Source organism: Mesorhizobium sp. M0601 (genome assembly GCF_040320845.1).
GTDB lineage: Bacteria > Pseudomonadota > Alphaproteobacteria > Rhizobiales > Rhizobiaceae > Mesorhizobium.
Genome location: NZ_JAMYQK010000038.1, coordinates 20,946 through 46,545 on the forward strand (window position 1 = coordinate 20,946; position 25,600 = coordinate 46,545).

The following is a 25,600-nucleotide window of genomic DNA, read 5'->3' on the forward strand; positions in this document are numbered from 1 at the left end:
GCCGGTGCAGCGCGGCCCTTTGCGTTAGACATGTTGCGGAATTCGCGCGCCGGTTCGGCGCTCGAAGCGGTCAGTTGGTGGCGGGCTTTGCCTTGTCCTGGTCCTTGAGCTGGCTCCAGGCATTCTGCTGCGCCAGCATCTGGCGAAGGTAAGCGACGTTAGCCTGCGCCTGATCCGGCGACAGCTCTTGCGAGGCGATCTTCTCTGCCTCGTCGAAACGGCCTTGCAGACCGACGACCAGCGCAAGGTTCTGGCGGACGCGGCTGTCTGCATTCGGCTGCTGGGCGGCTGAGCGCATATAGGTTTCGGCTGTGCGCAAATCACCTTCCAGCACGTACGACATGCCGAGATTGGAAAGGATCGACGGTTCGTTCGGCCTGAGGTCAAGCGCCTTGCGATAGCCTTGGCGAGCCTCGTCCTTCTGGCCGAGCTGGTCGAGAATAGCAGCTTCCGCCGATACCAGTTTCCAGTCAGGATATTCGGGCGTCTGGGCGCGGCGCACGGCATCGAGTGCCGGCTCGAACTGTCCGTTGGCGGCAAGCGCCTTGCCATAGGCGGCGAGCACGTCGCGATCCTTCGGCAAGGCGATCGCCAGCTTGCGCATCACCGCAAGCGATTGGTCTGCGTCGCCGTCCATCTGCAGCGCCGCGGCATAATTTGTCGCGATCCGCTTGTCGCTGGGGTTTTTCGAATAGGACTGGCCGAGCGCCATCGTAGCGTTGTGCAGTTCGCCCGCCGACATTGTTTCCAGCGGCTTGCCGCTTGGACGAGAAATCGAGCCAGTCGTCAATTTGCTGGTTCCGCAGCCGGCGACGCCTGCAGCAAGCACCATCATCAACGCCGTGCTGATCAGCCTGTTTGCGCTGGCGTTCATCCTGCGGTTGGTCGGCATCGGCACCAGGGCTCCGTTCATGCGCGTGACCATTTGCGAGGTCATCTTTCCTCCCGCAGAAATATTCTGTTAACCCTAACGGAGAGTTAAGAAACGCCGACTCGGAAGCCGGAGGCCAGCGAATGCCTGTCGAACTCGTCGAGAAAGAATTGAGCAATGCGCTGCCGGTCCATCTGGTGGCGAAGGATGCTCTGGCGGCGGCGGGCCTTGCGCCATCCTCGGTCGCCTGGGCCAAGGCCAACGGCTTTTCCGGCGAGGCCGGCAGGACGCTCATCGTGCCTGGCGACAACGGCGCGATTGCCGGAGCCCTGTTCGGCACCGGTGATGGCGAGGGCGCACTGGCCATCGGCGCACTAGCGAGAGCCTTGCCCGCAGGCGAGTGGCATTTTGCGTCCGCACCGGCCAAGCCGGAGCTTACGGCACTCGCCGTGGCGCTCGGCGGCTATGTCTTCACCCGCTACGGCAAGAAGCCAGGCAAGACGCTTCGCCTCGCGCTGCCGGCAGGCACCGACGCCGCCCGCATCCGCCGCCTCGCCGATGGCATTTTCCTGGCGCGCGATCTGGTTAACACGCCGACCAGCGATATGGGCCCCGGGCAGTTGGAGAAGGCCGCCCGGACCTTGGCCGCGACGCACAAGGCCGAAATATCGGTGACCAAAGGCGACGATCTTCTTACCGCCAACTTTCCGATGATCCACGCCGTCGGTCGGGCTTCTGCCGACGCGCCACGCCTGATCGACATGATTTGGGGGCCGAACAATGCCCCAAGATAACGCTGGTCGGCAAGGGCGTCTGCTTCGATACAGGCGGTCTCGACATCAAGCCGTCCTCGGGCATGCTTTTGATGAAGAAGGACATGGGTGGCGCTGCCAACGTGCTGGGTCTCGCTTCCATGATCATGGCCACCGGGTTGAAGGTTCGGCTGCGCGTGCTCATCCCGGCTGTCGAGAATTCGATAGCCGGCAACGCCTTCCGGCCAGGCGACGTGCTGGTGAGCCGCAAGGGCATTACCGTCGAAATCGGCAACACCGACGCCGAAGGACGGTTGGTGCTCGCCGATGCCCTGGCCTTGGCCGATGACGAAGAGCCGCAGATGCTGGTCGATATGGCAACGCTGACAGGCGCTGCCCGTGTTGCGCTCGGTCCCGACTTGCCGCCGTTCTATACCGGTGACGAGACGCTTGCATCCGAGCTGGCGGACGCCTCCGTTGCGGTCGAGGATCCGCTATGGCGGATGCCGTTGTGGAAGCCCTATGACGCCAAGCTGGCGTCGAAGGTGGCCGACGTCAACAACGTCACGCCGGACGGTTTCGCCGGCTCGATCACGGCGGCGCTTTTCCTGAAGCGCTTCGTGGAAAAGACCGCCGGCTGGGCGCATGTCGACATCTTCGCCTGGAACCCGTTCGACCGCCCGCACGGCCTTGCCGGTGGCGAAGCGCAAGGCATCCGGGCGCTGGAGCAGGTCATTTCGAACCGCTACGGCTGATTCTCGGGCATAGCCGACGAAGGTTATTGACTGAAACGGAACCGAAACAATTTTCCGTCATGCTGGACGGATGTCGATTATCATGCGTCCAAGCCAAGCGTTGCGACTATGGCAACAGGTGGTGCTGTCGGAGGTGCGCGACGACGCGCCCGATCTCACCATGCGCCAGACGGCGATCCTGTTCACCATCTATCTCGATCCGCCGCCCCACACGGTACGGGGGTTAGCCGCCCGCCTCAACGTCACCAAGCCGGTGATCACCCGTGCGCTCGATACGATGGGGGCGCTGAAACTGGTGTCGCGCCACCGCGACGAGCTCGACAAGCGCAACGTGCTGGTCAGGCGCACAGTCGAAGGCGCGCTCTTTGTCGAGCGCTTTGGCGATGTTATCATTGCCAGAGCCCAAGAGTTGCCCATTTGAACGAGTTGCCGATTTGACCGCCAGGGATGCCCGCCTCCATGCCTTCCGCTCCGATCTCGCCGACGCCAGGCTGCGAGGCGAGGTCGCCGCCGACCGTTTCGTCGCCGGCCGGCCGGCTCGCATATCAGCCTCCGTCGCCGACATCCGCAAGGCGCCGCGGCGGGACGCCGGCGTCGATACCCAGCTTCTGTTCGGCGAAGACGTCCTCGTCTTCGAGGACGTTGAGGGCTGGGCCTGGATACAGGCCGAGCGCGACGGCTATGTCGGCTATGTCGCCGACACCGTGCTGGGCGGTCGGGAGCATGCGCCCACCCATGTTGTCTCGGTGCCGCGCACTTTCCTCTATCCGGGACCGGATTTGCGGTTCCCGGTGAGCGGGGAGCTCTCGATGGGGTCATTGGTGGCGGTGACGGGCTCAGCGGAAACGCGCGGCACGCATTATGCTCTGCTGCCGTCCGGCCAGGCGGTCATCTCGGGTCATCTCAGGCCGGTCGCCGAGGTTCATCCCGACTACGTCGCGGTCGCCGAGGCGTTTCTCGGCACGCCCTATCTGTGGGGCGGCGTCTCCGGCTTCGGCATCGATTGTTCCGGTCTCGTGCAACTTGCAATGCACATGGCTGGCAGGCAAGTGCTGCGCGACACCGACATGCAGGCGGCGACCGTCGGCGAGCCGCTCGAACCCGGGCCGGATTTTGCCGGGTTGCGGCGCGGCGACCTAGTCTTCTGGAAAGGCCACGTCGCGATCATGACAGATCCGGAGACCATGATCCACGCCAACGGCCACACCATGCTGGTGTCGCGTGAAGGACTGAGGGAGGCGGTCGCCCGTATCGGCTATCTCTATGGCGGACCGACCGGGTTTCGCCGGCCGTAGCGCGAATCGATCACCTTTTGTTCTGATTCTGCTTGGCGATTGCGCGCCGCCGCGCTACGTCTGGCGCGTGACAGAGCAGCCGCGCCTTGCCGAACAGAATGCCGCCGTCGTCCTGCCCGAGCCATTTGTCAAATGGTTTGCGGAAAAGGGCTGGTCGCCGCGCGCCCACCAGATCGATTTGCTGGCCAAAGCCCAGGGCGGCCGGTCGGTATTACTAATCGCCCCGACCGGCGCCGGCAAGACGCTGGCCGGGTTCTTGCCATCGCTGACCGAACTGGCCGGCCGGCCGAGGAGAAGGCCGGGGCAGGCGCATCGAGGCGTCCACACACTCTACATCTCGCCGCTGAAGGCGCTGGCGGTCGACATCGAGCGCAATCTCGGCAAACCCGTCGCAGAAATCGAGCTGCCGGTCACCGTCGAGACGCGCACCGGCGACACGCCCGCACACAAGCGCCAGCGGCAGAAGCTGGCGCCGCCCGACATTCTCCTGACCACGCCCGAGCAATTGGCGCTGCTGATTGCCGCGCCCGATGCCAGGCGCTTCTTCGAGGACCTGCGCTATGTCGTGCTCGACGAATTGCATTCGCTGGCGACCTCGAAGCGCGGGCATCTCCTGTCGCTCGGGCTGGCCCGGCTGCGCTCGTTTGTGCCCGCCCTGCAGACGATAGGCCTGTCGGCGACGGTCGCCGAGCCTGACGAATTGCGGCGCTGGCTGGTCAGCCAGAATCCACCGGGGCCGATGGCCGAACTGATCGTCGTCACTGGCGGCGCCAAGCCCGACATCTCCATTCTCGATTCGGAGGAGCGCGTGCCGTGGGCGGGACATTCGGCCCGCTACGCAACGCCGGAAATCTACAACGAGATCAAGCGCCACAAGACAACCCTGCTGTTCGTCAACACGCGCAGCCAGGCGGAGTTGCTATTCCAGGAGTTGTGGCGGGTCAACGAGGAGATCTTGCCGATCGCGCTGCATCACGGATCGCTCGACGTCGCGCAGCGCCGGCGTGTCGAAAAGGCAATGGGCGAGAACGCCCTGCGCGCCATCGTCGCCACGTCGACGCTTGACCTCGGCATCGACTGGGGCGACGTCGACTTGGTCGTCCATGTCGGCGCGCCGAAAGGTGCCAGCCGGCTGGCACAGCGCATCGGCCGCGCCAACCACCGTATGGACGAGCCGTCGAAGGCGATCCTGATACCGGCCAACCGCTTCGAGGTGCTGGAATGCAGGGCGGCGCTCGACGCCAATTATCTCGGTGCCCAGGATACGCCACCGCTGGTCAATGGCGGGCTCGACGTCCTGGCGCAGCACGTGCTGGGCTGTGCCTGCGGTGCGCCGTTCCATGCCGATGCGCTGTTTGAGGAAGTGCGAACGGCAGCACCCTATGCCGATCTCGATCGGCCGACATTCGATCGCGTCATCGATTTCGTCGCCACCGGCGGCTATGCGCTGAAGAACTACGAGCGCTACGCCCGTATTCGTCTCAACAAGGACGGGCTGTGGCGGGTCTCAAATCCTCGCGTCGCCCAACAATACCGGCTCAATGTCGGCACCATCATCGAAGTGCCGGCGCTCAACGTCCGCTATGTCCAGGCCGGTAGCAGAGGCGCGGCTTCGCGTGGCGGCCGGGTTCTGGGCAAAATCGAGGAGGCGTTCCTCGAGACGCTGACGCATGGCGACACTTTCATGTTCGCCGGCAAGGTGCTGCGCTTCGAAGGTATCCGCGAGAATGAGTGCTTTGTCTCGAATGCACCCGGCAGCGACGCCAAGGTGCCGTATTACGGTGGCGGCAAATTCCCGCTTTCGACGTACCTGGCCGAACAGGTCCGCGCCATGCTGGACGATCCGCAGCGCTGGAAGAAGCTGCCGGAGCAGGTCGCCGACTGGCTACGCTTTCAGGCCGACAAGTCGGTGCTGCCGAAACGCGACGATCTGCTGATCGAGACCTTTCCGCGCGGCAACCGCTACTATCTGGTGGCCTATCCGTTCGAGGGCAGGCTGGCGCACCAGACGCTCGGCATGCTGCTCACCCGCCGCCTCGACAGGGCGGGAGCCAAGCCGCTCGGCTTCGTCGCCACCGACTATGCGCTTGCTATATGGTCGCTGGCCGATATGGGCCATATGTTCAGGGCGAAGAAACCGTCGCTGGCTGCGCTATTCGATCAGGACATGCTGGGCGACGACCTCGAAGCCTGGCTCGCCGGCAGTTGGTTGTTGAAGCGCACGTTTCGCAATTGCGCGCTGATCTCGGGATTGATCGAGAAACGCCACCCAGGGCAGGAGAAGAGCGGCCGCCAGGTAACCGTGTCGACGGATCTCATCTACGACGTGCTGCGCAGCCACGAGCCCGACCATATCCTTTTGCAGGCGACGCGTGCCGATGCCGCGACCGGTCTCTTGGATGTCAGCAGACTTGCCGAGATGCTCTCGCGCGTCCAAGGTCGAATCATGCATAAGAACCTCGAGCAGATATCGCCGCTCGCCGTGCCGATCATGCTCGAGATCGGCAAAATGCCGGTGCATGGCGAGGCCGATGACACGCTGCTGATGGATGCAGCCACGCTGATCGAGGAGGCCATGGGGACGAAATGACTGTCGCGCTCGCCATGGCTGCGCCTCTGGCGGATGCGGGCGCTGTCCGTATCGCCGGCGAACGCGCGATCTGCGACCGTCGCGGCGTGCTCTATTTTCCCGAATTCCGGCTTCTGACCGTATCCGACCTGCATCTGGAAAAAGGCTCATCACTGGCCAGGCGCGGCACGCTGGTCCCACCTTACGACACCGGTGCGACGTTGCTCCGGCTGCAGGCGGTGATCGCCGATTATCAGCCTGCGATCGTTATCAGCCTGGGCGACAGTTTTCACGATGGCGGCGGCGCCGCTCGTATGCACGCGAGCTTTCGCCAAAGGCTGGAAGGGTTGATGGTCGGGCGCGACTGGTTCTGGGTCGCCGGCAATCATGATCCTGAAGCGCCGGCCGACTTGCCAGGCGAGACCGTACGCGAATTGGCTATCGGCTCGCTACTCTTCCGACACGAGCCTTCGGCGGTGAGAGTGGAAGGCGAGATATCAGGCCACCTGCATCCTTGCGCCCGCATCGTGCAGCAAGGCCGTTCGGTGCGGCGTCGTTGCTTTGCCGGCGATGGCGGCCGCATGATCATGCCGGCTTTCGGCGCCTATACCGGCTCGCTCAACGTGCTCGATCGCGCCTATGCCGGGCTGTTCCGCCGCGAAACGCTGATGGCCTATATGCTTGGCACAGAGCGCATTTTCGCGATTTCCCACGCGATGCTCAGACCGGGCTGAACCTACCTGCCGTAGTACAAAGTGACCGTGTGCTTGGCCTCGGCGAAGAACAGCCAGCGCTCGACCAGCATTCCGGCGAGTTGGGCGATTGCGGCGAGTATCGACAGTGCTGCCGCATAGGGCCACGGCAAGGCGAACGCTGCGACCAGCAGCAACGCGGGCAAAGCAAATGCCAGCACCTGCGTGATCTGGCGGAGTTTAGCGCTGTGCTTGCGCGCAATGCGAAAACCCATCTCCTTGAGCAGATAGTTTTCCTCGGTATGCGGCCATTCCAGCGACCGCACCGTGCCGCCGGAAAGCCCGGTTGCGGTGTTGGCATTGGTCGGGATCTCCAGCCTGTCATTGTATCGCCAGGTCGCCAGCTTCAAACCCCAGCCGAGCGCGGTCAGCAACAGGGCACCCGCCAGAAGCATATTCGAGCCTGCGGCAAATCCCTGCAGCAGGGCGTTGAGCAGTACGCTGCCGGTCATCGCCGAAAAGACCAGGTAGGCGGGCAGGGTGAAGCGGCTGTGCCACTGGGCAATCGGCTTCAACGACGCGTAGATCATGCCGGTGGTGCAGACGGTTGCGACCGCGCCGATGGCAGCGAGCAGCCCGGCGACAGCCGCCCAGCCGCTCGTACGGCCGAGGACCACCCAGCCAATACCGAACAACCCCGCCGGCACGAAGGTGGCGACCGAGGCAACACCTTCGCGCGACAGCCATGAGCTACGCCATTGCGAGAAGGCACGCCAGGCGCGTTCGGGCCGGCCGAGATGGCCGGCCGACGACAGCAGGCCTGTCGAGATCAGGCCAAGCGCCAGCCCCATGCCGGTGAGGCCAAGCCAGAAATCGGGCGGGATAAAGCCCTGTCCAGCGAGCACGCCAAGCAGCGCGAGCAGGCCGTAACCGGCGCCCGTGGCCGTGGTGAAAAAGACGACGGAGAAGGCTGGATGCATGAAGGCACGGGTCAGTTCGAGAGCATGCGGTCGACCCAGCCGAGGAAGCCGCCTTCGGCCCGCACCGCTTCAAGCGCTGGCGCCGGCACCGATGCGGCGCGGGTGGTGTGGGCACGTGGCGGTAGATATTTGTTGGTCGGCTTATAGCCCATTTCCGGCATCAGATCGACACCGCCACGCTCGGCCACCAGTTGCGAGATAGCGGATGCCGGATCGCCCAGATCGCCAAAATGCCGCGCGCTGGTCGGGCAAGCAGCGACGCAGGCCGGCACGCGATCTTCTTCCGCCAGATTGTCGTTGTAGATGCGGTCGACGCACAACGTGCATTTCTTCATCACGCCGACATCGGTGTCGAACTCGCGCGCGCCATAGGGGCAGGCCCAGCTGCACAATTTGCAGCCGATGCATTTGTCCTCGTCGACCAGCACGATGCCATCCGACGCCCGCTTGTAGGAGGCGCCGGTCGGGCAGACCGTGACGCACGCCGGCGTCTCGCAGTGCAGGCAGGAGCGTGGGAAATTGACCGTGCGCCCACCCATCTCGGTCATGTGCTCATAACTGTGCACGCGGTTGAACCAGACGCCGTCGACATTGCCGCCATAGGGGTCGATGTCGGTTAGCGGCGCCATATGGCCGCCGGTGTTCCATTCTTTGCAGGCGGTAACGCAGGCCTGGCAGCCGACGCAGGTGTCGAGATCGATGACAAGGCCGAGCTTCTTGTCGGTATGGGCGGGAAGGCAAGTCATTCCGCGGCTTCTCTTTTCATGCGGAACTCGGCGCCGAAACTGAGCTTGTCGGGCGAGAGCTCAGAGTCCGGCAGCTGGCGGAACCGCTCGAACTGCGGTTCGGTGAAGCCCGCTTCCTCGGGCGCGCATTTGACGATGCGCACGCGCAGGTCGAACCATGCGGCCTGGCCCGTTACCGGGTCGGAATTCGAATAGCGTTTGCCGTTGGCATCGGCGGAGGTCTGGTCGCCGATGATGTGGTTGAGCAGGAAGCCGCGATTGGATTCGGCCGCGTCGTCCTTGAGCCCCCAGCTGCCGCGCCGTTTGCCGATCGCGTTCCAGGTCCACACCGTATCGGCGTTGACGCCGTCGGCCAGCTTGATCTGTCCTTTGACCTTGCCGTTGATGCTCTCGATCCAAACCCAATCGTCGTCGACAAGGCTGAGGCCGGCTGCCGTCCGGTAGTGCACGAACAGTCGGTTCTGGCTGGTGATCTGCCTTAGCCAGGCATTCTGCCCGCCCCAGGAATGGTACATGTGCATCGGCCGCTGCGTCAGCGCGTGCAGCGGATAGGCTTGGCTGTCGACCGCAGCCTCTTCGAAGGGCGCATACCAGAACGGCAGCGGATCCATATAGGTCTCGATGCGGCTGCGCTCCGCCTCCGGCGGCAGCACCCCGCCATGGCCGCGCGCCGCAAGGCGAAAGCGCTGCATCGGCTCCGAATAGAGTTGGAAGACGATCGGCTCGGCCTTCGGCATGAAGCCCATGCTCTCAGCCAATTCGAGATACGAGCGGTTGGCCATCTTGTAATAGCGCTGATCGGCGGCGAAATCCTGGTGCCAGAAGCCGCCATTATCTATGTAGCGCTGCAACTGGTCGGGATTGACCTCGCCCTTGCCGACCGAGGCCCCGTCCTTGCCGCGCCAGCCGGCGAGCGGACCGACACCTGGCGTGCGCTCGTGATTGACGATGTAGTCGGCATAGTCGCGGTATTTGGCGGAGCCGTCGTCATGAACGAAGCCGGGCAGACCGAGCCGCGCGCCGAGTTCGATCAGCACCGTCTGGAACGGCCTGACGTCGCGGTCCGGCTCGACGACCGGATGGCGGATGGCGTCGCCCGGACCGTCGGCATGGCTGATCGGCCGGTCGAGCAGACTGATACAGTCATGACGCTCGAGATAGGTGGTGTCCGGCAGCACCAGATCGGCAAAAGGCACGGTCTCGGCATAATAAGCGTCGGAATAGATGATGAACGGGATCTTGTACTCGCCCGACGCACCGATATCGGTCAGCATCGCCATCGTCTCGACCGTATTCATCGACGAGTTCCAGGCCATGTTGGACATGTACATAAACAGCGTGTCGATCTTGTAGGGATCGCCGGCCCAGGCGTTACGAATGACCGTGTGCATGAGTCCGTGTGCGGCCAGCGGCGCATCCCAGGAGTAGGCCTTGTCGATACGGATCGGTTTGCCGCCTCCGTCGATCAGCAGGTCTTCCGGCCCGCAGACGAAGCCGAGCGGCATGCCTTCGAGTGGTGTCATCGGCTTCACATTCTTGCCGGCGGGCTTTGGACCCGGCGGCGCGGACCGCGGATAAGGCGGTTTGAAGCGGAAGCCGCCCGGCACGTCCACCGTGCCGAGAAGCACCTGAAGCAGATGAATGGCCCGGCAAGAGTGAAAACCGTTCGAATGGGCCGAGATGCCGCGCATCGCATGCATCGACACCGGGCGGCCCTTGATGGTCTCGTGCCGGCGGCCGGCCCAGTCCGTCCAGGCCACCGGCAATTCGATTTGCTGTTCGAAGGCGACATGGGCGAGTTCTGCGGCAATGCGTCGGATCGTGTCGGCGGAGATGCCGCACCGGTCAGCGACGGCGTCCGGTGAATAGCTCTCGTCCAGATAGCGGTCGGCGACGAGTTGGAAGACCGGCACGCAGCGGCGGCCGTCGACGAGAAAGCTGCCGGTCAATGCGGGCTTTGCGTCGGCATCGCTGGCATTGACAGGCATCTTCGCCACCCTGTCCCAAGCCAGCGGATTGCCGCCGCCATTGCGCATGAACAGCCCGTCATCGACAGCTCCAGGCTCCTGAACGACCAGGATGTGGGCATTGGTGTAGCGCAAGAGGTACTCGAGATCGATGCGGCCAGCCTTCAGCAATTCATGGATGAGGGCGAATACGAACAGGCCGTCGGTGCCGGGCCGGATGCCGATCCAGTCGTCGGCAATTGCATTATAGCCGGTGCGGCAGGGATTGATTGAAACCACCTTGGCGCCGCGCGCTTTGAGCTTGCCGAGGCCGATCTTGATCGGATTGGAATCATGGTCTTCGGCAACCCCGAACAGCATGAAATACTTGGTGTTGTCCCAGTCGGGCTCGCCGAACTCCCAGAACGAACCGCCAATCGTGTAGAGGCCGCCGGCCGCCATATTGACCGAGCAGAAGCCGCCATGGGCGGCAAAATTCGGCGTGCCGAACTGGCTCGCCCACCAGCCGGTCAGCGATTGCGACTGGTCGCGCCCGGTGAAGAAGGCAAGTTTCTTCGGATCGGTTCGGCGGATGTTCGAAAGCCGTTCTGTCGCGATCGACAAGGCTTCCTCCCACTCGATTTCGCGGAACTCACCCGAGCCGCGCGGGCCGCTGCGCAGTAGCGGCTTCTTCAGCCGGGCCGGGCTGTAATGCTGCATGATGCCGGCGCTGCCCTTGCCGCACAGCACACCGCGGTTGACCGGGTGATCCTTGTTGCCGTTGATGTAGCGGACCTTGCCGTCCTTGATATGGACGTCGATGCCGCAGCGGCAGGCGCACATATAGCAAGTCGTCTTGGCGACGCTGTCGGAGACATCGGGCGACGTATCGACGCCGTCGCCTTCAGCGGGCGCGCGCGTATCGGCAAGCGGCCGTTGTGATGGTGCCGAATTGGCTCCGCGCAGCAGGTTGTTGGTCATGATCCGGTGATGCTCTTGCGCTCCGCGAACTTGGCTCTCGTCTTCGGGCCGGGGCCGCGCATGTAATGCTCTTCCGGCCGATAGCGTTCACCCAAGAGCCGCCGCCGCAGGCTGCGGGTCCAGTGCGCAAACACGGATTTGAACCGCCCCACCAATTCTACCCTCGACTGCTCTGGCGCGACTTTTTTCCAATTTCGGGCCAAAATTTAGAACAAAGCGACCGATCCGTCTAACAACTTGCTCTTGTAATTCCAATCGGATTTGCTTCTTAGTGTCGGAATGACCCTGGACCAGTTGCGGATCTTCGTTGCCGTCGCCGAACGGGCGCACATGACCAAAGCGGCCGAGTTGCTGGGCATCTCACAGTCGGCCGCGTCGGCCGCCATCCGCTCGCTCGAACAGCAGCACGGCGTCCAGTTGTTCAACCGAGTGGGCCGCAATATCGAGCTCGCCGAGACCGGACGCCGATTCTTGCCCGAGGCCAAGGCGGTCCTCGAGCGGACTGCGGCCGCCCACAATGTGCTGGAGCATGTCGCGCAGACGATATCAGGCAGTCTCTCGATAGCTGCCAGCCAGACCATCGCCAGTTATTGGCTGCCGCGCCGGCTCGCCTCTTTCCACGAAGCCTATCCTGCCGTCAGGCTGAGCGTGAGCATTGGCAACACCAGGCAGGTCGAGACCAATGTACTTGATGGCGCAGCCGATTTTGGCCTGGTCGAGGGGCGCACCGAATCCGACATTTTGCGCCGTGCCAAGGTCGATATCGATCGCATGATGCTGGTCGTGGCGCGCTCGCACCCTGAGATCGCGGAAGTTTCGCCTGGACATCCCGACCTTGGCGGGCTTCGCTGGATCATTCGCGAAGGCGGGTCGGGCACGCGCGAGGCGCTGGAGGACCTTGCCCGACGCGACGGGATTTCGTTCGCGGACCTGCAGATATTCCTGGTATTGCCGAGCAATGAGGCTATTCGCCAGGCGGTCGAGGCCGGCGCCGGCGCCAGCATCATTTCGGAACTCGTCGTCGCGCGCGCGGTCGCCGAAGGCAGTCTGCGTTCCGTGCCGGTCGATCTGCCGAAGCGCGAATTTGCCATGATCACGCATCGCGACCGGCAGCCAAGCCTGGCCCAGATGGCGCTCAAGGCGCATCTTGGCGGCAAAGCTGAGAGATTCGCGCCGCTTTAAGCCGATCAGCCGAACTTCCGCTGCGCGTCGAGCGCCAGCCCAAGCCCGACCGAGCCGAACACATCGCCTTCGATTACCGACGCCTGCGGCACCAGCGCCAGGATCTGCTGCCTGGCCAGCGGGATCGCGGTCGATCCGCCGGTCAGGAACACCGCGGTGATGTCCGAGGCCTTCACCTGTGCGTCGCGGATGGTCTGCTCGACCGTAGCCGCAACACGCTCAATGTCCCTGGCTATGGTGGCTTCGAGACCCTTGCGCGTGATTTCTGCCGTGAACCTCACCTCGGGCAGCGCGACCTCGACATCGGCCGACGATCGGTCCGTCAGCTTGATCTTGGCCTTTTCGACCAGCGCCGCCAGCGCGTGGCCGTAACGATGCTCGACGATGTGGATGAAGCGGTCGACCAGGTCTGCGTGCTCCGCCTCATAGCGGATCTGGCGCAGATGCGTCATCGCCCTCGCGGTATAGACCAGGTTGATGCGCTGCCACGTCGCCAGGTCGATGAAGTAGCTCGCCGGCAGATTACGTTTGCCATCCTTGGTCGGTGAGAGATAGCCGAGCTGCGGCATCACATGGGCGATGCTCAGCAGCCGGTCGAAGTCGGTGCCGCCGATGTGGATGCCGCGGCTGGCCAGGATGTCGTCCTTGCGGTCAAGCGAGCGGGCGCGCTCGGGCGAGACCCGCACGATTGAGAAGTCGGACGTGCCGCCGCCCATGTCGACGATCAGCGCCAGTTCCTCGCGCGTCACCTTTTGTTCGTAGTCGAGCGCCGCGGCAATCGGTTCGAACTGGAAGGCGATCTGCTTGAAGCCGTGGGCACGAGCGGCGTTTTCGAGTTCGTGCTCCGCCTTGGCGTCGGCCTCGGCATCGTCGTCGACGAACTGCACGGGCCGTCCCAGCACGACGCTGTCGACCGCGTCATGGGCTTCTTCTTCCAGCTTCTTTTTCAGATGGCCGACGAACAGGCCGACAATCTCCATGAAGCCGATCGAGCGCGCCTTGATGCGCGTCTTTTCGTGGGCGAGCGAGCTGCCGAGCACACTCTTCAACGAGCGCATCAGGCGGCCTTCGATACTGTCCGTATAATTGGCAAGGGCGCGTCGCCCGAAATAGGTGTGGTTGTCCTCGAAATTGAAGAATACCGCACTGGGCAGCGTGACCTGGCCGTCTTCCAACGCCACCAGCCGCGGCTGCCCGTTCCTGACCACGCTTACGGTGGAATTCGAAGTGCCGAAGTCGATCCCGGCGAATGCTGGTCGCATCGTGCGTTCCTGTATTTCTGATTTGGGGAGCAGCAGCTCGTGTCCGGTCGGGCCGGGGGTCGCGGTCTAACCCATACCCTCGGAAAGGGAAACCACTTTTACGAGAGTTCAGTCTTTCCTGAACACCAGTCTTCCGAGCCAGCCGGTCAGCATGGCAAGCGATACGGCAAAGACACCGTAGAGGAAGGAATAGTCGTGCGCGACGCGGAAGATCGACTGTTCGAAACCGGACTTGCGGATTTCGAGCTGGGCGGAGCTTTCCTTGATGAACAAGCCGCTCTTGAACAGGAAGGCGCGGGCCTTATGGGTGCCGACCGGAACGTTTGGGGCGAGCCTGACGGTGGCGCGGAACAGGTTCTGCGACAGGAACTGCACACCGCCGACATTCTCGCTGTAGAGGCCGGTCGCCGCCTTGCGTTCGCGCAGCGCGGCGGTGAACTCCTCGATTGTCGCCGGGCTGTCCTCCGCGTCGGCCGGCTGCAAATAGAGGTTGGAGGCGCCAAGCGACAGCTGCTTGTAGCTGTTCGGATCGGTGACGTCCTGCAGCGGCCGCGTCGTCGCCACCGAATAGGAGACAGGTACGTTTTTGAAGGTCTCCGACTCCAGATTGACCCAGACGCCGAGCACCCGGTCCTTGCGGCGCACGACGACCGGCCGAGCCGGGCCTTCCAGCACGACGATCACGTCGTAGCGCCCTTGCCGCGCGACAAGCGGATCGGCATTTTCCAGTGAGCCGAAAATGGTCAGGTCGGCGCCGGAAAAGCCGGCGGTAATCGAGACATTGTCGGTGGAAAGGCCGATCTGGATGTTTTCGGTTAGTGGCGCCTGCGCCTTCGCCGGTGGCGCAGCAGCCAGCAGCGACAGCAAGACGGCGGCCGCGAGCGTCCTTAGGCCGGCCATCAGCTCAGGCCCACGCCGGACAGAGAATAGAGATTGGGCGGCGTGACGAAAAGATCGATGGCAAGCCGGATGGCTACCGCCAGCACGAGCAGCGCCAGCAGTGCCCTGAGTTGCTCGCCCCGCAGCCTCTGACCAGCCTTGGCGCCATATTGCGCGCCGGCGACGCCGCCTGCCATCAACAGGAAGGCGAGCATGACGTCGACCGTCTGATTGGTGGTGGCGTGGACCAGCGTGGTGTAAGCCGAGGTGAAGATGATCTGGAACAGCGAGGTGCCGATGACGACGTTGGTCGGCACTTTCAAAAGGTAGATCAGGGCCGGCACCATGATGAAGCCGCCGCCGACGCCCATGATCGAGGACAGGAAGCCAATCGCCGCGCCCAGCCCAAGCACCGGAATGACGCTGACGAAGAGCTTCGAGGCCCTGAACCGCATCTTCAGCGGCAGGCGGTGGATCCAATTATGCTGGCCGGATTTCTTCAACACCGGTGCGGCGCCGCTGCGAGTAGCGCGCAGCGCATTGACGCTCTCGACCAGCATCAGTCCGCCGACGGTGCCGAGCAGCACGACGTAGAGCAGCGAGATGAACAGGTCGAGCTGGCCGAGCCGGCGCAGGAGCGCAAAGACATAGATACCACCAGTCGAGCCGACGATGCCGCCGGCTAAAAGCACGCCGCCAAGCTTGAAGTCGAGCGTGCCGCGCTTCATGTGCGACAGGGCGCCGGAGAAGGAGGAAGCGATGACCTGGTTGGCGCCCGTGGCGACCGCGATTGCCGGCGGTATGTTGTAGAAGATCAGCAGTGGCGTAATGAGAAAGCCGCCGCCCACGCCGAACATGCCCGACAGGAAACCCACCGCCGCACCCATGGCCAGCAGCACGAAGATGTTGACGGAAATTTCCGCGATCGGGAGATAGATGCCCACCCGTCAGTCTCGATCAGTTTGCCTCCTGGCGAATGCAACCGTTGCGGGCATTTTGCGTCAGAAGGCTATCTCGTTCTTGCGCCGGCCGGGCCGTGAAGTCAAACTTCGCCGCACCGCCGAAACAAAAAACAACTCAATCAGTTAACAGGCAAATCTGTGGCAAGGGCGTCGCGGAAACGACGCATCCGCCGTTATTTACGCGCAAGCAGCGCCTTGACCAGCTTTTCGTCGATCGCGCCGGTTGCCTTCATATCGTTGTCGGCCTGGAAGGCCATGATCGCGTTCTTGGTTTTCTGGCCCATCATCCCGTCGGGATTGCCGGCCTCGTAGCCGTTCTTGTTGAGAATGCGCTGGATGTTCTGGACCGCTTTCTTCATGTCGATGCCGGCGGTCGTCTGCGGTGTGCCGTCCTGCCACGATTCAGGAACGTCGGCCGAATTGGCGGCTGGATCGAGCGGCTTGGCCTTCCACAGTTCAGCCGCGGCCCGCGCACGCTCCAGCTGCTCGGGCCTCAGTGCCTTGGCGATCTCATCGCGCTTGGCCGCCGCATCCTTGTCGCCGGTCTTGGCGACGAGTGCGAACCATTTGTAGCTCTCCTCGAGGTTCTGCTTCATGCCGACGCCCTTCGCCGCGAGGATGCCGAGATTGAACTGGCTATCCTTGACACCGAGATCCGCCGCCGCCTGGAACCAGCGCGCTGCCGATTCATTGTCGGTCACGCCATCCGCCGCCATCGCAAACAGCACGGCAAGATTGTGCATCGCGCTGGCATTGCCCTGCGCTGCGGCAAGCTGGTACCAGGTTTTCGCCTTCTTGATGTCGCGTGCGACGCCGATGCCCTTCTCGTAGAAATTGCCGATGCGGTATTCTGCCGGCGCGAAACCGAGTTCGGCAGCTTTCTCATACCATTTGGCCGCCGCCGCCATGTCTTCTTTGACGCCGCGAGACTCGGCGTAGCGCGAGCCGATCTCGAACAGCGCCTTGGCGCCGCCGCCCGCCGCTGCATCGCGCAGGGCGGCCGGACCGGCATCGGCCGGAACGTCGATCTTGGCAACGCCTGCCGCGGCAGCATCCGCCGGTGGCACCGTGCCGGTCGTGTCCTGCGTCGCAGCGGTGGCTATAGCAGGCGCGGCAGCCATTGGCTCGGCGTCGATGGCCGTCGCCGCTGCCGGCGTGGGCACTGCGGCCGCGGTGTCTTGCGCCGCCAGGTCAGCGGGCTCCGCGGAAGCCGAGGGCGCCGTCGATGTCCCGGCTGCCGGTGTAGCGGGGCCGGTTTGCGCCGCCGTGTCGTCCTTGGTCATCGATGCGGATGGCTCTGCCTGCCTGACGGTGGGCGACGGCGCGCTCTCCTGTGGTGTCGTCTGCGCGTCCGCCTTCGGCTCGCTGGCAACGCTGGCCAAATTGGTTTCCACCGGCTGTACGGCCACGGCCGGTGCCGCCTCATTGTTGGTGACTTCGACCGGGTCGGAGAAGAAGGCTTTGCCCAGTTGCAGGCCGGCAAGCGCCAGCATGATGGCGATTGCCCCCATCAGGATCGGCTTGCGCCGCGCCTTGAGCAGGTCGCCGATCCTGAGTGCCTTGACCGGGCCTTTCATCGTCGACTGGCGCTTGAGGGCGTCCGCCTCGGCAGCCGCCGCTTGCGCAGCCCGTCTGGCTGCCGCAATGAAGTCCGATTTTGCCGCCTCAGCGCCGCCTTCCCGGGTCGGCTGCCCGCGCTCGTCGCGCACGCGCTTCATGATGGCGCTGAGGTCGGGTGCGCCGGAGCCGGGTTCCAGTGGCCGGTTGGCGAGCTTGGGGTCGAGGGGCTCGTCGAGATCGACGCTCGGTATCTCGGCGCTCTGCGCCGAGCCTGCAAGCGGCGGCATCTCGGCGTCCTTCTTGCCCTTCAAGGCGCGCGCCAGCCCGCCTAACATCGATTTCCTGCCGCCGCCTTGCTCGGATTTTTCACGCGTCGTGTCTGAACCGAGAGCCGCCAGGGCTGCTGCGGCGGCGGCCTCGGCTGGCGTACGCGGACCTGGCTCGTCGCGCACGAGCGCCGCGGCGCGGCCGTCGAGATCGGCCATGCTGCCTGTCAACGGCAGCGGCTGGTCGAGGTCCATCGACGGTGCGTCCTGTACCGAGATCTTGGATGGCCGGCCGAAACGCTTGCTCAACTCCGCGCTTGCCGGTTCGCCCGTCTCCAATGAACCAAGCCTGTCAACGATCTTGAGCAGCGTATCGTGGATAGCCTCGAACGTTCTCGAATTGCGCTCGTCCGAACGCCGCGTCAGTGCCTCGAGCGTCTTCAGGTCCTGGGCGAGGCCGGTGACGGCCGCCGTGTTGGCGCTTGATCCGGCCAGTGAGCGGACGGCGCTCTCAGCCGCCTCGCGCGCCGCGCCGAGGATGGAATCGCGGGTTCCGGCCAGCGACTTCTCGATTTCGTTGAGACGCGGGCTGATGTCGTCGAATTCCGGCAGCGGCGTGCCGGGCTTGGAAAGATGCGCCGTCAGGCCGGCGACCTGCGCTTCAAGGCTGCGGATCAACGCCGGGTCGATGCTGGCGACCTGTGCCGCGGACGAATCCAGCCGGCTTGAGATGTCTTCGAGCCGGCTCTCCAGGCCACGGATCGCCGCCTCGTTGGCGGGATCTGGAACGCGCGTCTCAATCCGCTTGGCCAGCGCAGTGAAGCGGGCGTCGATGGCATCCATGATGCCGGCGCTATCGACCTGCGGCATGCGCTGGTCTAGCCTGTCGGCGACCTCGTCCAACCGGCGCTCAAGGTCGCGAAACAGCATGTTGCCTTGTTCGATTGCGTCGCCCTGGCGACGTTCCATCATGCTGGACAGCACGTCGAAGCGCTGCTCGAGCCCCTGGAAGATGTAGTCGGCGTCGGGCATGGCAGGTGCGTGGTCGATCTTGTCGGCAATAAGCGCGACTTGCCTGGCAAGGCGCTCCATCGCCTGTTCCGGCAGATTGGCTCGGCCGGCCAGTTCATCCACGCGGCTCGACAATGTGTTGAGACGGTCGATGACCTCCCGACCCGGACGATCCTGCGACACTTCTTCGATTTGCTGGGCCAGTGAATCGATCCGCTTCTCGATGCGTTCGAAGGGCTCGGGGTCGAACGAATTGGCTTGCGCGGCAACCGTCGAGGCGACGATCGCGCGGGAAATCTCGTCGAGCCGCTCGTCGATCTGACTGAATGTGTCGCCGCCGCGATTGTCCTGCTGGCGGGCGAAATGGTCGACCGCTCCGGCAAGCGTGCGGACCTTTTCCTCGAGCGAGCGCAGCGACAGCGATTCCGGCAGATTGCTGACGGCATTGCTGATCTGTTCGAGCCGCTCCGTCAGCGCCGACAGGCCGGGTGCATCGGAACGCTTGCGCTGATCGGCCTCGACGCGATCCTCGAAAGCGTTCCAGCGGCGGTCGAAATCGTCCCAGCGGCGTCCGACCGCCTGCACGCTCTCCTCGCGCGCTAGCGTATCGAGCGCGGCTTTGACCTGCTCAAGCTCGAGCCGCAGCATATTGACGCTTCTGTCGTCGCTTTTTTCGGCCAGTGTCTGGATGGCGCCGGAAAGCCGCTCGAATTCGACGCTGAGTTCGGCGCTGCCTTTGCCGCCGCCATTTGACTGGAAGGCTCGCTCAATATTCTTCCGCAGTACCTCGAACTCGCGTTGCATGCCGGAGGTCATCTGCTGGCGCAACTCTTCGCGCAGGCCGCGCAATTCCCCGGCGATCTTGCCGGCTAGGGCGACGCCGTCCTCCTGGCCGCGCACCCGGTCGATATCGCGGGCGATCGCCTGGTAATTCTGGTCGAAAGCCGCTGCTGGACCTTTCGGCCGCTGCGCGCGTGGATCCTCATACCGGCGCTGCTGGCCATAGGGTTGGGCGCTGGGATAGCGTGGTTCTGCCGCTGGTCGGCGCGGATCGGGGTGGCTTGCCGTCTCCTCGCGCGTCCGCTCCAGCCGCTGCTCCAGAGTTTCCAGGGAGCGGTTGAGCTCTTCAAGCGTCGTGTGCGGCCGGCGTTGCCTGCCGGCGTTGAGTGTATCGAGGTAGGACCGCTTGCTGTTCATCAATGCGCCCGTTTCAGAATTGCTGGCTTTCACCAGGTTCCCAAAGTCCTGCCGGGACGAAGGCGACTGCTTGGCTTGTTGCAGTGGAAGACGAGCTTCCCGGTCTCATCCGCGCTCCGAAAAACCGTGAAAAATTCAGTACAGGATAGACACGGGTAACCGACATGCGCACATTTCGCCCCAACGTGGTAAACAACGCGTTAACCAAGCTTAAGAAGTTGCAACTTTGTCGGCTGGCTGCCGACGGCGCGGGTGTCTTTTTTGGACGCGCAAAAGACGTTGTAGAATTTTGATCAGCCGCATGATCGCTCCCGAAATCGGCAACGACCTTTTAGGTTGTCCGCTGGTGCTGCGGCATAAAGTTGCAAGACCAGAACACTCTTGCGTGCTGAGGCGGCTATCGATATAGAATTGACGTAAACGTAAATGAGCGGATTACGCCGTTTGCGATTTGTTTGTTGAAACCACGAGTGGAAGCACGCCCCCGCTTTCACTCAGGCGACGCAAGGTCCGCGACCGCGACGCCACCAGACGGGGAAAGCCAGTGACCATGAAACTTATTTCGCCCGGCCAAGCCGCGGCCAACACCAACGATATGTCGAGCGAAGCCGGTGAAGAGCTTGTCCGCATCGGCGAAATGGCCAAGAAATACGGAGTGACGCTGCGTACGCTGCGTTTCTATGAGGACAAGGGTCTGCTCAACCCGCAGCGCGACGGCTCGACCCGTCTTTATACACGCCGCGACAGGGCCCGGCTGAAGCTGATCCTGCTTGGCCGCAAGGTCGGGTTCTCGCTGCGTGACGTCAAGCAGATGATGGACCTCTACGATCCGAACGGCTCCAACACCAAGCAATTGCGGCTGGCGCTCGACAAGTCGGAGAAGCAGCTTGCCCGCCTGCAGAAGCAGCGGGCGCTGATCGACGATGCCATCAGCGAACTGAGTGCTTCGATGTCGACCGTCCGGCAAATGCTGATCGAGCGCTCGACGCCGCAGGCCAGTGTGGCGAGCTAAACTAAGCTTTCGATTTGTGACGAATAAAAGCCGCGCGGCTTTCGCTGCGCGGTTCTTCGTCGTTTGCCGCGCTTTGTCGTTTGTCGTCCTGGCGCGCGGGAAAAAATTTGCCGCACCGCCGAATTGACGTTTACGCAAACGTCAATATTTGTTATCTCGACCACAACGTTGGTCCGTCTGCCATCCTCATATGCTGGGGCTGATTTCAGGCCAAGACCGCATGGTGGAGGAAACGCATGCCGATCTACAGAGCGCCGGTCCGGGACACGCTGTTCGTGCTGAACGAAGTGCTGGGATATCAGCGTTATTCCAATCTTCCCGGATTTTCCGACGCGACGCCGGATGTGCTCGAGGCCATCCTTGCCGAGGGCGCGAAGCTCGCCGAAAACGTGATGCAGCCGCTGAACCGCGTTGGCGACGTGGAAGGCTGCATGCGCCATGACGACGGTTCGGTAACGACGCCGAAAGGCTTCAAGGAAGCTTTCGACCAGTATCGCGAAGGCGGCTGGATGGGGCTCGCGGCACCTGTCGAGTTTGGCGGGCAAGGCTTGCCCTACGCAGTGCACACTGCGGTTGCCGAATACATGGTGTCGGCCAATATGTCGCTGATGATGTATGCCGGCCTGACGCAAGGCGCGATCGCTGCGATCATCACCCATGGCACCAAAGAGCAGAAGGCAACATGGTTGCCGAAGCTGGTCGAGGGCGCCTGGACCGGCACCATGAACCTGACCGAGCCACACTGCGGAACCGATCTTGGCTTGCTGCGCACCAAGGCCGTCCCCAATGGCGACGGCACCTACAGGATCTCCGGTCAGAAGATCTTCATCTCGGCCGGCGAGCATGACATGTCGGACAATATCGTCCACCTGGTGCTGGCCCGTATCGAGGGCGCGCCGGATGGCGTGAAGGGCATCTCGCTGTTCATCGTGCCGAAGCTCAAGCTCGATGCCTCAGGCAATCCGGGCGAGAAGAACACCGTCTCCTGTGGCTCGATCGAGCAGAAGATGGGTATCCATGGCAACTCGACCTGCGTCATGAATTACGACGACGCTGAAGGCACGCTGCTCGGCGAGGCCAATGGCGGGCTGAAAGCAATGTTCACCATGATGAATGAGGCGCGGCTTGGCGTCGGCCTGCAGGGCCTCTCGCTATCGGAGGTCGCCTATCAGAATGCGGTTTCCTACGCCAAGGATCGTCCGCAGGGCCGCTCGCTGTCAGGGCCGAAGGCGCCGGACAGGAAGGCCGATCCGATCATTGTCCATCCGGACATCCGCCGCAGCCTGATGACCATGAAGGCTTTCAACGAGGCCGGCCGCGCGCTGGCGCTGTGGACGGCGATCAAGTCCGACATCGCTCACCGCTCCGGAGACGACAAAGATCGCCAGGTCGCCGACGACTACACCGGCCTGATGACGCCGGTGGTCAAAGGCGTGCTCACCGACAAGGGGTTCGATCATGCGGTAATGGCGCAGCAGGTCTTCGGCGGCCACGGCTATATAGAAGAGCACGGCATGAGCCAGTTCGTCCGCGATGCGCGCATCGCCATGATCTATGAGGGTGCCAACGGCATCCAGGCGCTCGACCTCGTCGGCCGCAAGCTGGCCTTGAATGGCGGCCGCGCGGTCCAGGCTTTCTTTAAGGAAGTCGGAGAGTTCTGCGAGGAAAACCGCACCGACGAGACGATGGCGCCCTTCACCAAGGCGCTGAAGAAGGGCCTCAACGATCTGCAGACGGCGACGATGTGGCTGGTGCAGAACGGCATGGCCAAGCCCGATAACGCCGGTGCCGCCTCGACCGATTACATGCATCTCTTCGGCCTGGTGGCGCTGGGCTATATGTGGGCGCAGATGGCCAGGGTGGCCGCAGCGAAATTGGCGAATGGCGCCGACGGCGCTTCGTCTTTCTACGACAACAAGCTGGTGACGGCGCGCTTCTTCATAGAGCGGATCATGCCGGAGACGTCGGCCCATCTTGCCCGCATCTCCAGCGGTGCCGACACATTGATGGCACTGCCGGCGGAAGCGTTCTAGCTTCGGCGTTCCCTCCCCCTCGAGGGGAGGGTGGCCCGAAGGGCCGGGAGGGGTCCTGCGTGCAGTGCGCCGACCTTCATTCTGATGCATGCCTTGGAGGAAAATGATCGCAATGCCGTGGCACATGGCGCAGGTTGTAAAAGATAAGGTCGAGCAAGTCATCGGCGATCCCACCCGGCCGCTTCGCGGCCACCCTCCCCTCGAGGGGGAGGGGAACGTCGGCGCGAGGGAGAAACCATGACCCACCCCGCCGAAATCCTTGGCCTTCCCAAGCCCGCCTGGGCGGCGGACGAGGTCGGCATGCTTTACGACATGGCGCACCGCTTCATGTCGGAAGAGATCGCGCCGCGTTACGACGAGTTCGAGAAGAACGAAATGGTCGACCGCGAGAGCTGGCTGAAGGCGGGTGCTGCCGGCCTGCTCTGCGCCTCGATGCCGGAGGAATATGGCGGCTCGGGCGGCACTTTCGCGCATGAGAGCGCCATCATCGAGGCGATCGGCCATGTCGGCGTCGACGGGTTCGGCATTGGCCTGCACAATTCGATCGTTGCCCCCTATATCCTCCACTACGGCTCGGAGGAGCAGAAGAAGAAATGGCTGCCGAGGCTGGCGACCGGCGAGCTGATCGGCGCCATCGCCATGACCGAGCCGGGTGCGGGCTCCGACCTTCAGGGCGTCAAGACGCGCGCCGAAAAGGACGGCAACCAGTACAAGCTCAACGGCTCGAAGACCTTTATCACCAACGGCCAGCTCGCCAATTTCATCATCGTCGTTGCCAAGACCGATCCTGAGAAGGGCGCCAAGGGCATCTCGCTGATCGTCGTCGAGACTGACGAGGTGGAAGGTTTCGAGCGCGGCCGCAACCTCGACAAGATCGGCCTCAAGGCCAACGACACGTCGGAACTGTTCTTCAACGACGTGCGTGTGCCGACCTCGAACCTGCTCGGCAACGAGGAAGGCCAGGGCTTCGTCCAGTTGATGCAGCAATTACCGCAGGAGCGGCTGCAGATCGGCACCACTGCTATCGCCATGGTCGAGCGGGCCCTGGCGCTTACCATCGACTACGTCAAGGAGCGCAAGGCCTTCGGCAAGCCCATCATCGAATTCCAGAACACCCAGTTCAAGCTTGCCGAATTGAAGACCGAGGCGACCATCGGCCGCGTCTTCTACAATGACTGCGTTGCCCGTCACATTAACGGCGGCCTCGACCCGGTGACCGCGTCTATGGCCAAATACTGGCTGTCGGACCTGCAAGGAAAAGTCGTCGACGAATGCCTTCAATTGCATGGCGGCTATGGCTACATGAATGAATATCCGATTGCGCGCATGTTCCGCGACGCCCGCGTCCAGCGCATCTACGGCGGCACCAACGAGATCATGAAATTGCTGATCGGGCGCTCGCTCTGAGCGAGTTTCAGCAAACCCAAGGAGCAGGAAAATGGCCGAAGCTTATGTCTATGATGCCGTGCGCACGCCGCGCGGCAGGGGCAAGAAGGATGGCTCTCTGCACGAAGTGCCGGCGGTGCGGCTCGGCGCCAAGGTGCTCGAGGCCATCCGCGACCGCAACGGGCTGGACACCGGCACCGTCGACGACATCATCTTCGGTTGTGTCGATCCGGTTGGCGAGGCGGGTGCGGTCATTCCACGTGCCGCCGCTTTCGAGGCCGGCTACGACACCAAGGCGCCTGGCATGCAGATATCGCGTTTCTGCGCCTCGGGCCTCGACGCCATCAATTTCGGCGCCGCCAAGATCGCGCAGGGCGCCGACGAGGTCGTCATCGCCGGTGGCGTCGAATCGATGTCGCGCGTCGGCATGGGCGCCTCCGGCGGCGCCTGGTTCATGGACCCATCGGTCGGCCTACCCGGCTGGTTCGTGCCGCAAGGAATCTCGGCCGACCTGATCGCCACCAAATACGGCTTTTCGCGCGACGACGTCGATGCCTACGCAGTCGAAAGCCAGAAGCGTGCCGCCAAGGCGTGGGGCGAGGGCCGCTTCAAGAATTCGGTGATCTCGGTCAAGGACCAGAACGGCCTGACCATCCTCGACCATGACGAACATATGCGGCCCTCGACCGACATGCAGTCGCTTGCCGCGCTCAACCCGTCCTTCGTCATGCCCGGCGAAATGGGCGGCTTCGACGCCGTCGCCGTGCAGAAGCATCCCGAGGTGGAACAGGTCAACCACGTCCACCATGCCGGCAATTCCTCCGGCATCGTCGATGGCGCGGCGGTCGTGCTGCTCGGCTCGAAAAAGGCGGGAAAGACGCTCGGCCTCAAGCCGCGCGCACGCATCCGTGCGTTCGCCAACATCGGCTCCGAACCGGTGCTGATGCTGACCGGCCCCGTCGACGTCACCGAGAAGCTGTTGAAGCGGGCGAAGATGAAGCTGTCGGACATCGACCTGTTCGAGCTCAACGAGGCCTTCGCTTCGGTGGTGCTGCGCTACATGCAGGCTTTCGACATTCCGCATGACCGGATCAACGTCAATGGTGGGGCCATCGCCATGGGCCATCCGCTCGGCGCCACCGGTGCGATGATTTTCGGTACGGTGCTGGACGAATTGGAACGCCGCGACCTCAACACCGCGCTGGTGACGCTTTGCATCGGCGCCGGCATGGGCACTGCAACGATCATCGAACGCGTCTGACG

17 protein-coding genes and 1 pseudogene are annotated in these 25,600 nt (G+C 63.4%); 10 read left to right on the forward strand and 8 right to left on the reverse strand.

Annotated elements, in window-relative coordinates; translation table 11 throughout:
- Window positions 1–70: 70 nt before the first annotated feature.
- Entirely contained in the window at window positions 71–892 is an 822-nt protein-coding gene (locus NKI41_RS26175) for a tetratricopeptide repeat protein (RefSeq protein ID WP_352685731.1), read from the reverse strand.
- A gap of 122 nt (window positions 893–1,014) precedes the next feature.
- Between NKI41_RS26175 and NKI41_RS26180 the strand changes: the two are divergent.
- The 5 genes and pseudogenes from NKI41_RS26180 to pdeM all read left to right on the forward strand — a co-directional run bounded on the left by NKI41_RS26180 (window position 1,015) and on the right by pdeM (window position 6,976).
- Window positions 1,015–2,378 (forward strand): annotated as a pseudogene (locus NKI41_RS26180) (leucyl aminopeptidase family protein).
- A gap of 70 nt (window positions 2,379–2,448) precedes the next feature.
- The gene (locus tag NKI41_RS26185; protein ID WP_023676939.1) at window positions 2,449–2,799 is read left to right on the forward strand and encodes a MarR family winged helix-turn-helix transcriptional regulator; all 351 of its coding nucleotides are present in this window, start codon (window positions 2,449–2,451) and stop codon (window positions 2,797–2,799) included.
- Complete coding sequence (locus NKI41_RS26190) at window positions 2,762–3,673, forward strand: C40 family peptidase (protein WP_502901244.1); 912 nt, start codon at window positions 2,762–2,764, stop codon at window positions 3,671–3,673. The genes NKI41_RS26185 and NKI41_RS26190 overlap by 38 nt, the downstream gene beginning before the upstream one ends.
- A 67-nt stretch (window positions 3,674–3,740) precedes the next feature.
- A complete protein-coding gene (locus tag NKI41_RS26195) occupies window positions 3,741–6,263 on the forward strand; it encodes a ligase-associated DNA damage response DEXH box helicase (protein ID WP_352685703.1) in 2,523 nt (840 codons plus the stop codon).
- Complete coding sequence (pdeM, locus tag NKI41_RS26200; protein ID WP_023676942.1) at window positions 6,260–6,976, forward strand: ligase-associated DNA damage response endonuclease PdeM; 717 nt, start codon at window positions 6,260–6,262, stop codon at window positions 6,974–6,976. Before NKI41_RS26195 ends, pdeM begins: the two co-directional genes overlap by 4 nt.
- 2 nt (window positions 6,977–6,978) lie before the next feature.
- On the opposite strand, the gene NKI41_RS26205 is transcribed toward pdeM, so the two are convergent.
- The 3 genes from NKI41_RS26205 to NKI41_RS26215 are packed head-to-tail and all read right to left on the reverse strand — an operon-like array spanning window position 6,979 to window position 11,587.
- A complete protein-coding gene (locus tag NKI41_RS26205; protein WP_352613905.1) occupies window positions 6,979–7,914 on the reverse strand; it encodes a dimethyl sulfoxide reductase anchor subunit family protein in 936 nt (311 codons plus the stop codon).
- An 11-nt stretch (window positions 7,915–7,925) separates the two neighbouring features.
- Window positions 7,926–8,660 carry a 4Fe-4S dicluster domain-containing protein gene (locus NKI41_RS26210; RefSeq protein WP_352470094.1) on the reverse strand — a complete coding sequence of 245 codons (735 nt, stop codon included), beginning with the start codon at window positions 8,658–8,660 and terminating at the stop codon, window positions 7,926–7,928.
- On the reverse strand, window positions 8,657–11,587 hold the full coding sequence (locus tag NKI41_RS26215; RefSeq protein ID WP_352685705.1) for a molybdopterin oxidoreductase family protein: 2,931 nt from the start codon (window positions 11,585–11,587) through the stop codon (window positions 8,657–8,659). Before NKI41_RS26215 ends, NKI41_RS26210 begins: the two co-directional genes overlap by 4 nt.
- A gap of 279 nt (window positions 11,588–11,866) precedes the next feature.
- On the opposite strand from NKI41_RS26215, the gene NKI41_RS26220 reads away from it, so the two are divergent.
- Window positions 11,867–12,769, forward strand: coding sequence for a LysR substrate-binding domain-containing protein (locus tag NKI41_RS26220; RefSeq protein WP_352685707.1), 903 nt, complete (start codon window positions 11,867–11,869; stop codon window positions 12,767–12,769).
- Between the two features lie 5 nt (window positions 12,770–12,774).
- Here the strand turns inward: NKI41_RS26220 and NKI41_RS26225 are convergent, their stop codons facing one another.
- The 4 genes from NKI41_RS26225 to NKI41_RS26240 all read right to left on the reverse strand — a co-directional run bounded on the left by NKI41_RS26225 (window position 12,775) and on the right by NKI41_RS26240 (window position 19,906).
- Window positions 12,775–14,031: an Hsp70 family protein gene (locus NKI41_RS26225; protein ID WP_352470096.1), complete on the reverse strand. Its 1,257-nt coding sequence runs from the start codon at window positions 14,029–14,031 to the stop codon at window positions 12,775–12,777.
- A gap of 108 nt (window positions 14,032–14,139) precedes the next feature.
- Entirely contained in the window at window positions 14,140–14,931 is a 792-nt protein-coding gene (locus tag NKI41_RS26230; protein WP_352448631.1) for a TIGR02186 family protein, read from the reverse strand.
- A complete protein-coding gene (locus tag NKI41_RS26235; RefSeq protein WP_023676949.1) occupies window positions 14,931–15,854 on the reverse strand; it encodes a sulfite exporter TauE/SafE family protein in 924 nt (307 codons plus the stop codon). The genes NKI41_RS26230 and NKI41_RS26235 overlap by 1 nt, the downstream gene beginning before the upstream one ends.
- 191 nt (window positions 15,855–16,045) lie before the next feature.
- Window positions 16,046–19,906, reverse strand: coding sequence for a peptidoglycan-binding protein (locus NKI41_RS26240; RefSeq protein WP_352685709.1), 3,861 nt, complete (start codon window positions 19,904–19,906; stop codon window positions 16,046–16,048).
- A gap of 550 nt (window positions 19,907–20,456) precedes the next feature.
- Between NKI41_RS26240 and NKI41_RS26245 the strand changes: the two genes are divergently transcribed.
- From NKI41_RS26245 to NKI41_RS26260, 4 genes are all read left to right on the forward strand, one after another.
- Entirely contained in the window at window positions 20,457–20,918 is a 462-nt protein-coding gene (locus NKI41_RS26245) for a MerR family transcriptional regulator (protein ID WP_023677331.1), read from the forward strand.
- Window positions 20,919–21,154: 236 nt separating this feature from the next.
- A complete protein-coding gene (locus NKI41_RS26250) occupies window positions 21,155–22,951 on the forward strand; it encodes an acyl-CoA dehydrogenase (protein WP_352685711.1) in 1,797 nt (598 codons plus the stop codon).
- A gap of 237 nt (window positions 22,952–23,188) precedes the next feature.
- On the forward strand, window positions 23,189–24,358 hold the full coding sequence (locus NKI41_RS26255) for an acyl-CoA dehydrogenase family protein (protein ID WP_352685713.1): 1,170 nt from the start codon (window positions 23,189–23,191) through the stop codon (window positions 24,356–24,358).
- A 31-nt stretch (window positions 24,359–24,389) separates the two neighbouring features.
- Window positions 24,390–25,598: an acetyl-CoA C-acetyltransferase gene (locus NKI41_RS26260; protein WP_352685715.1), complete on the forward strand. Its 1,209-nt coding sequence runs from the start codon at window positions 24,390–24,392 to the stop codon at window positions 25,596–25,598.
- The last annotated feature ends 2 nt before the right edge of the window (window positions 25,599–25,600 follow it).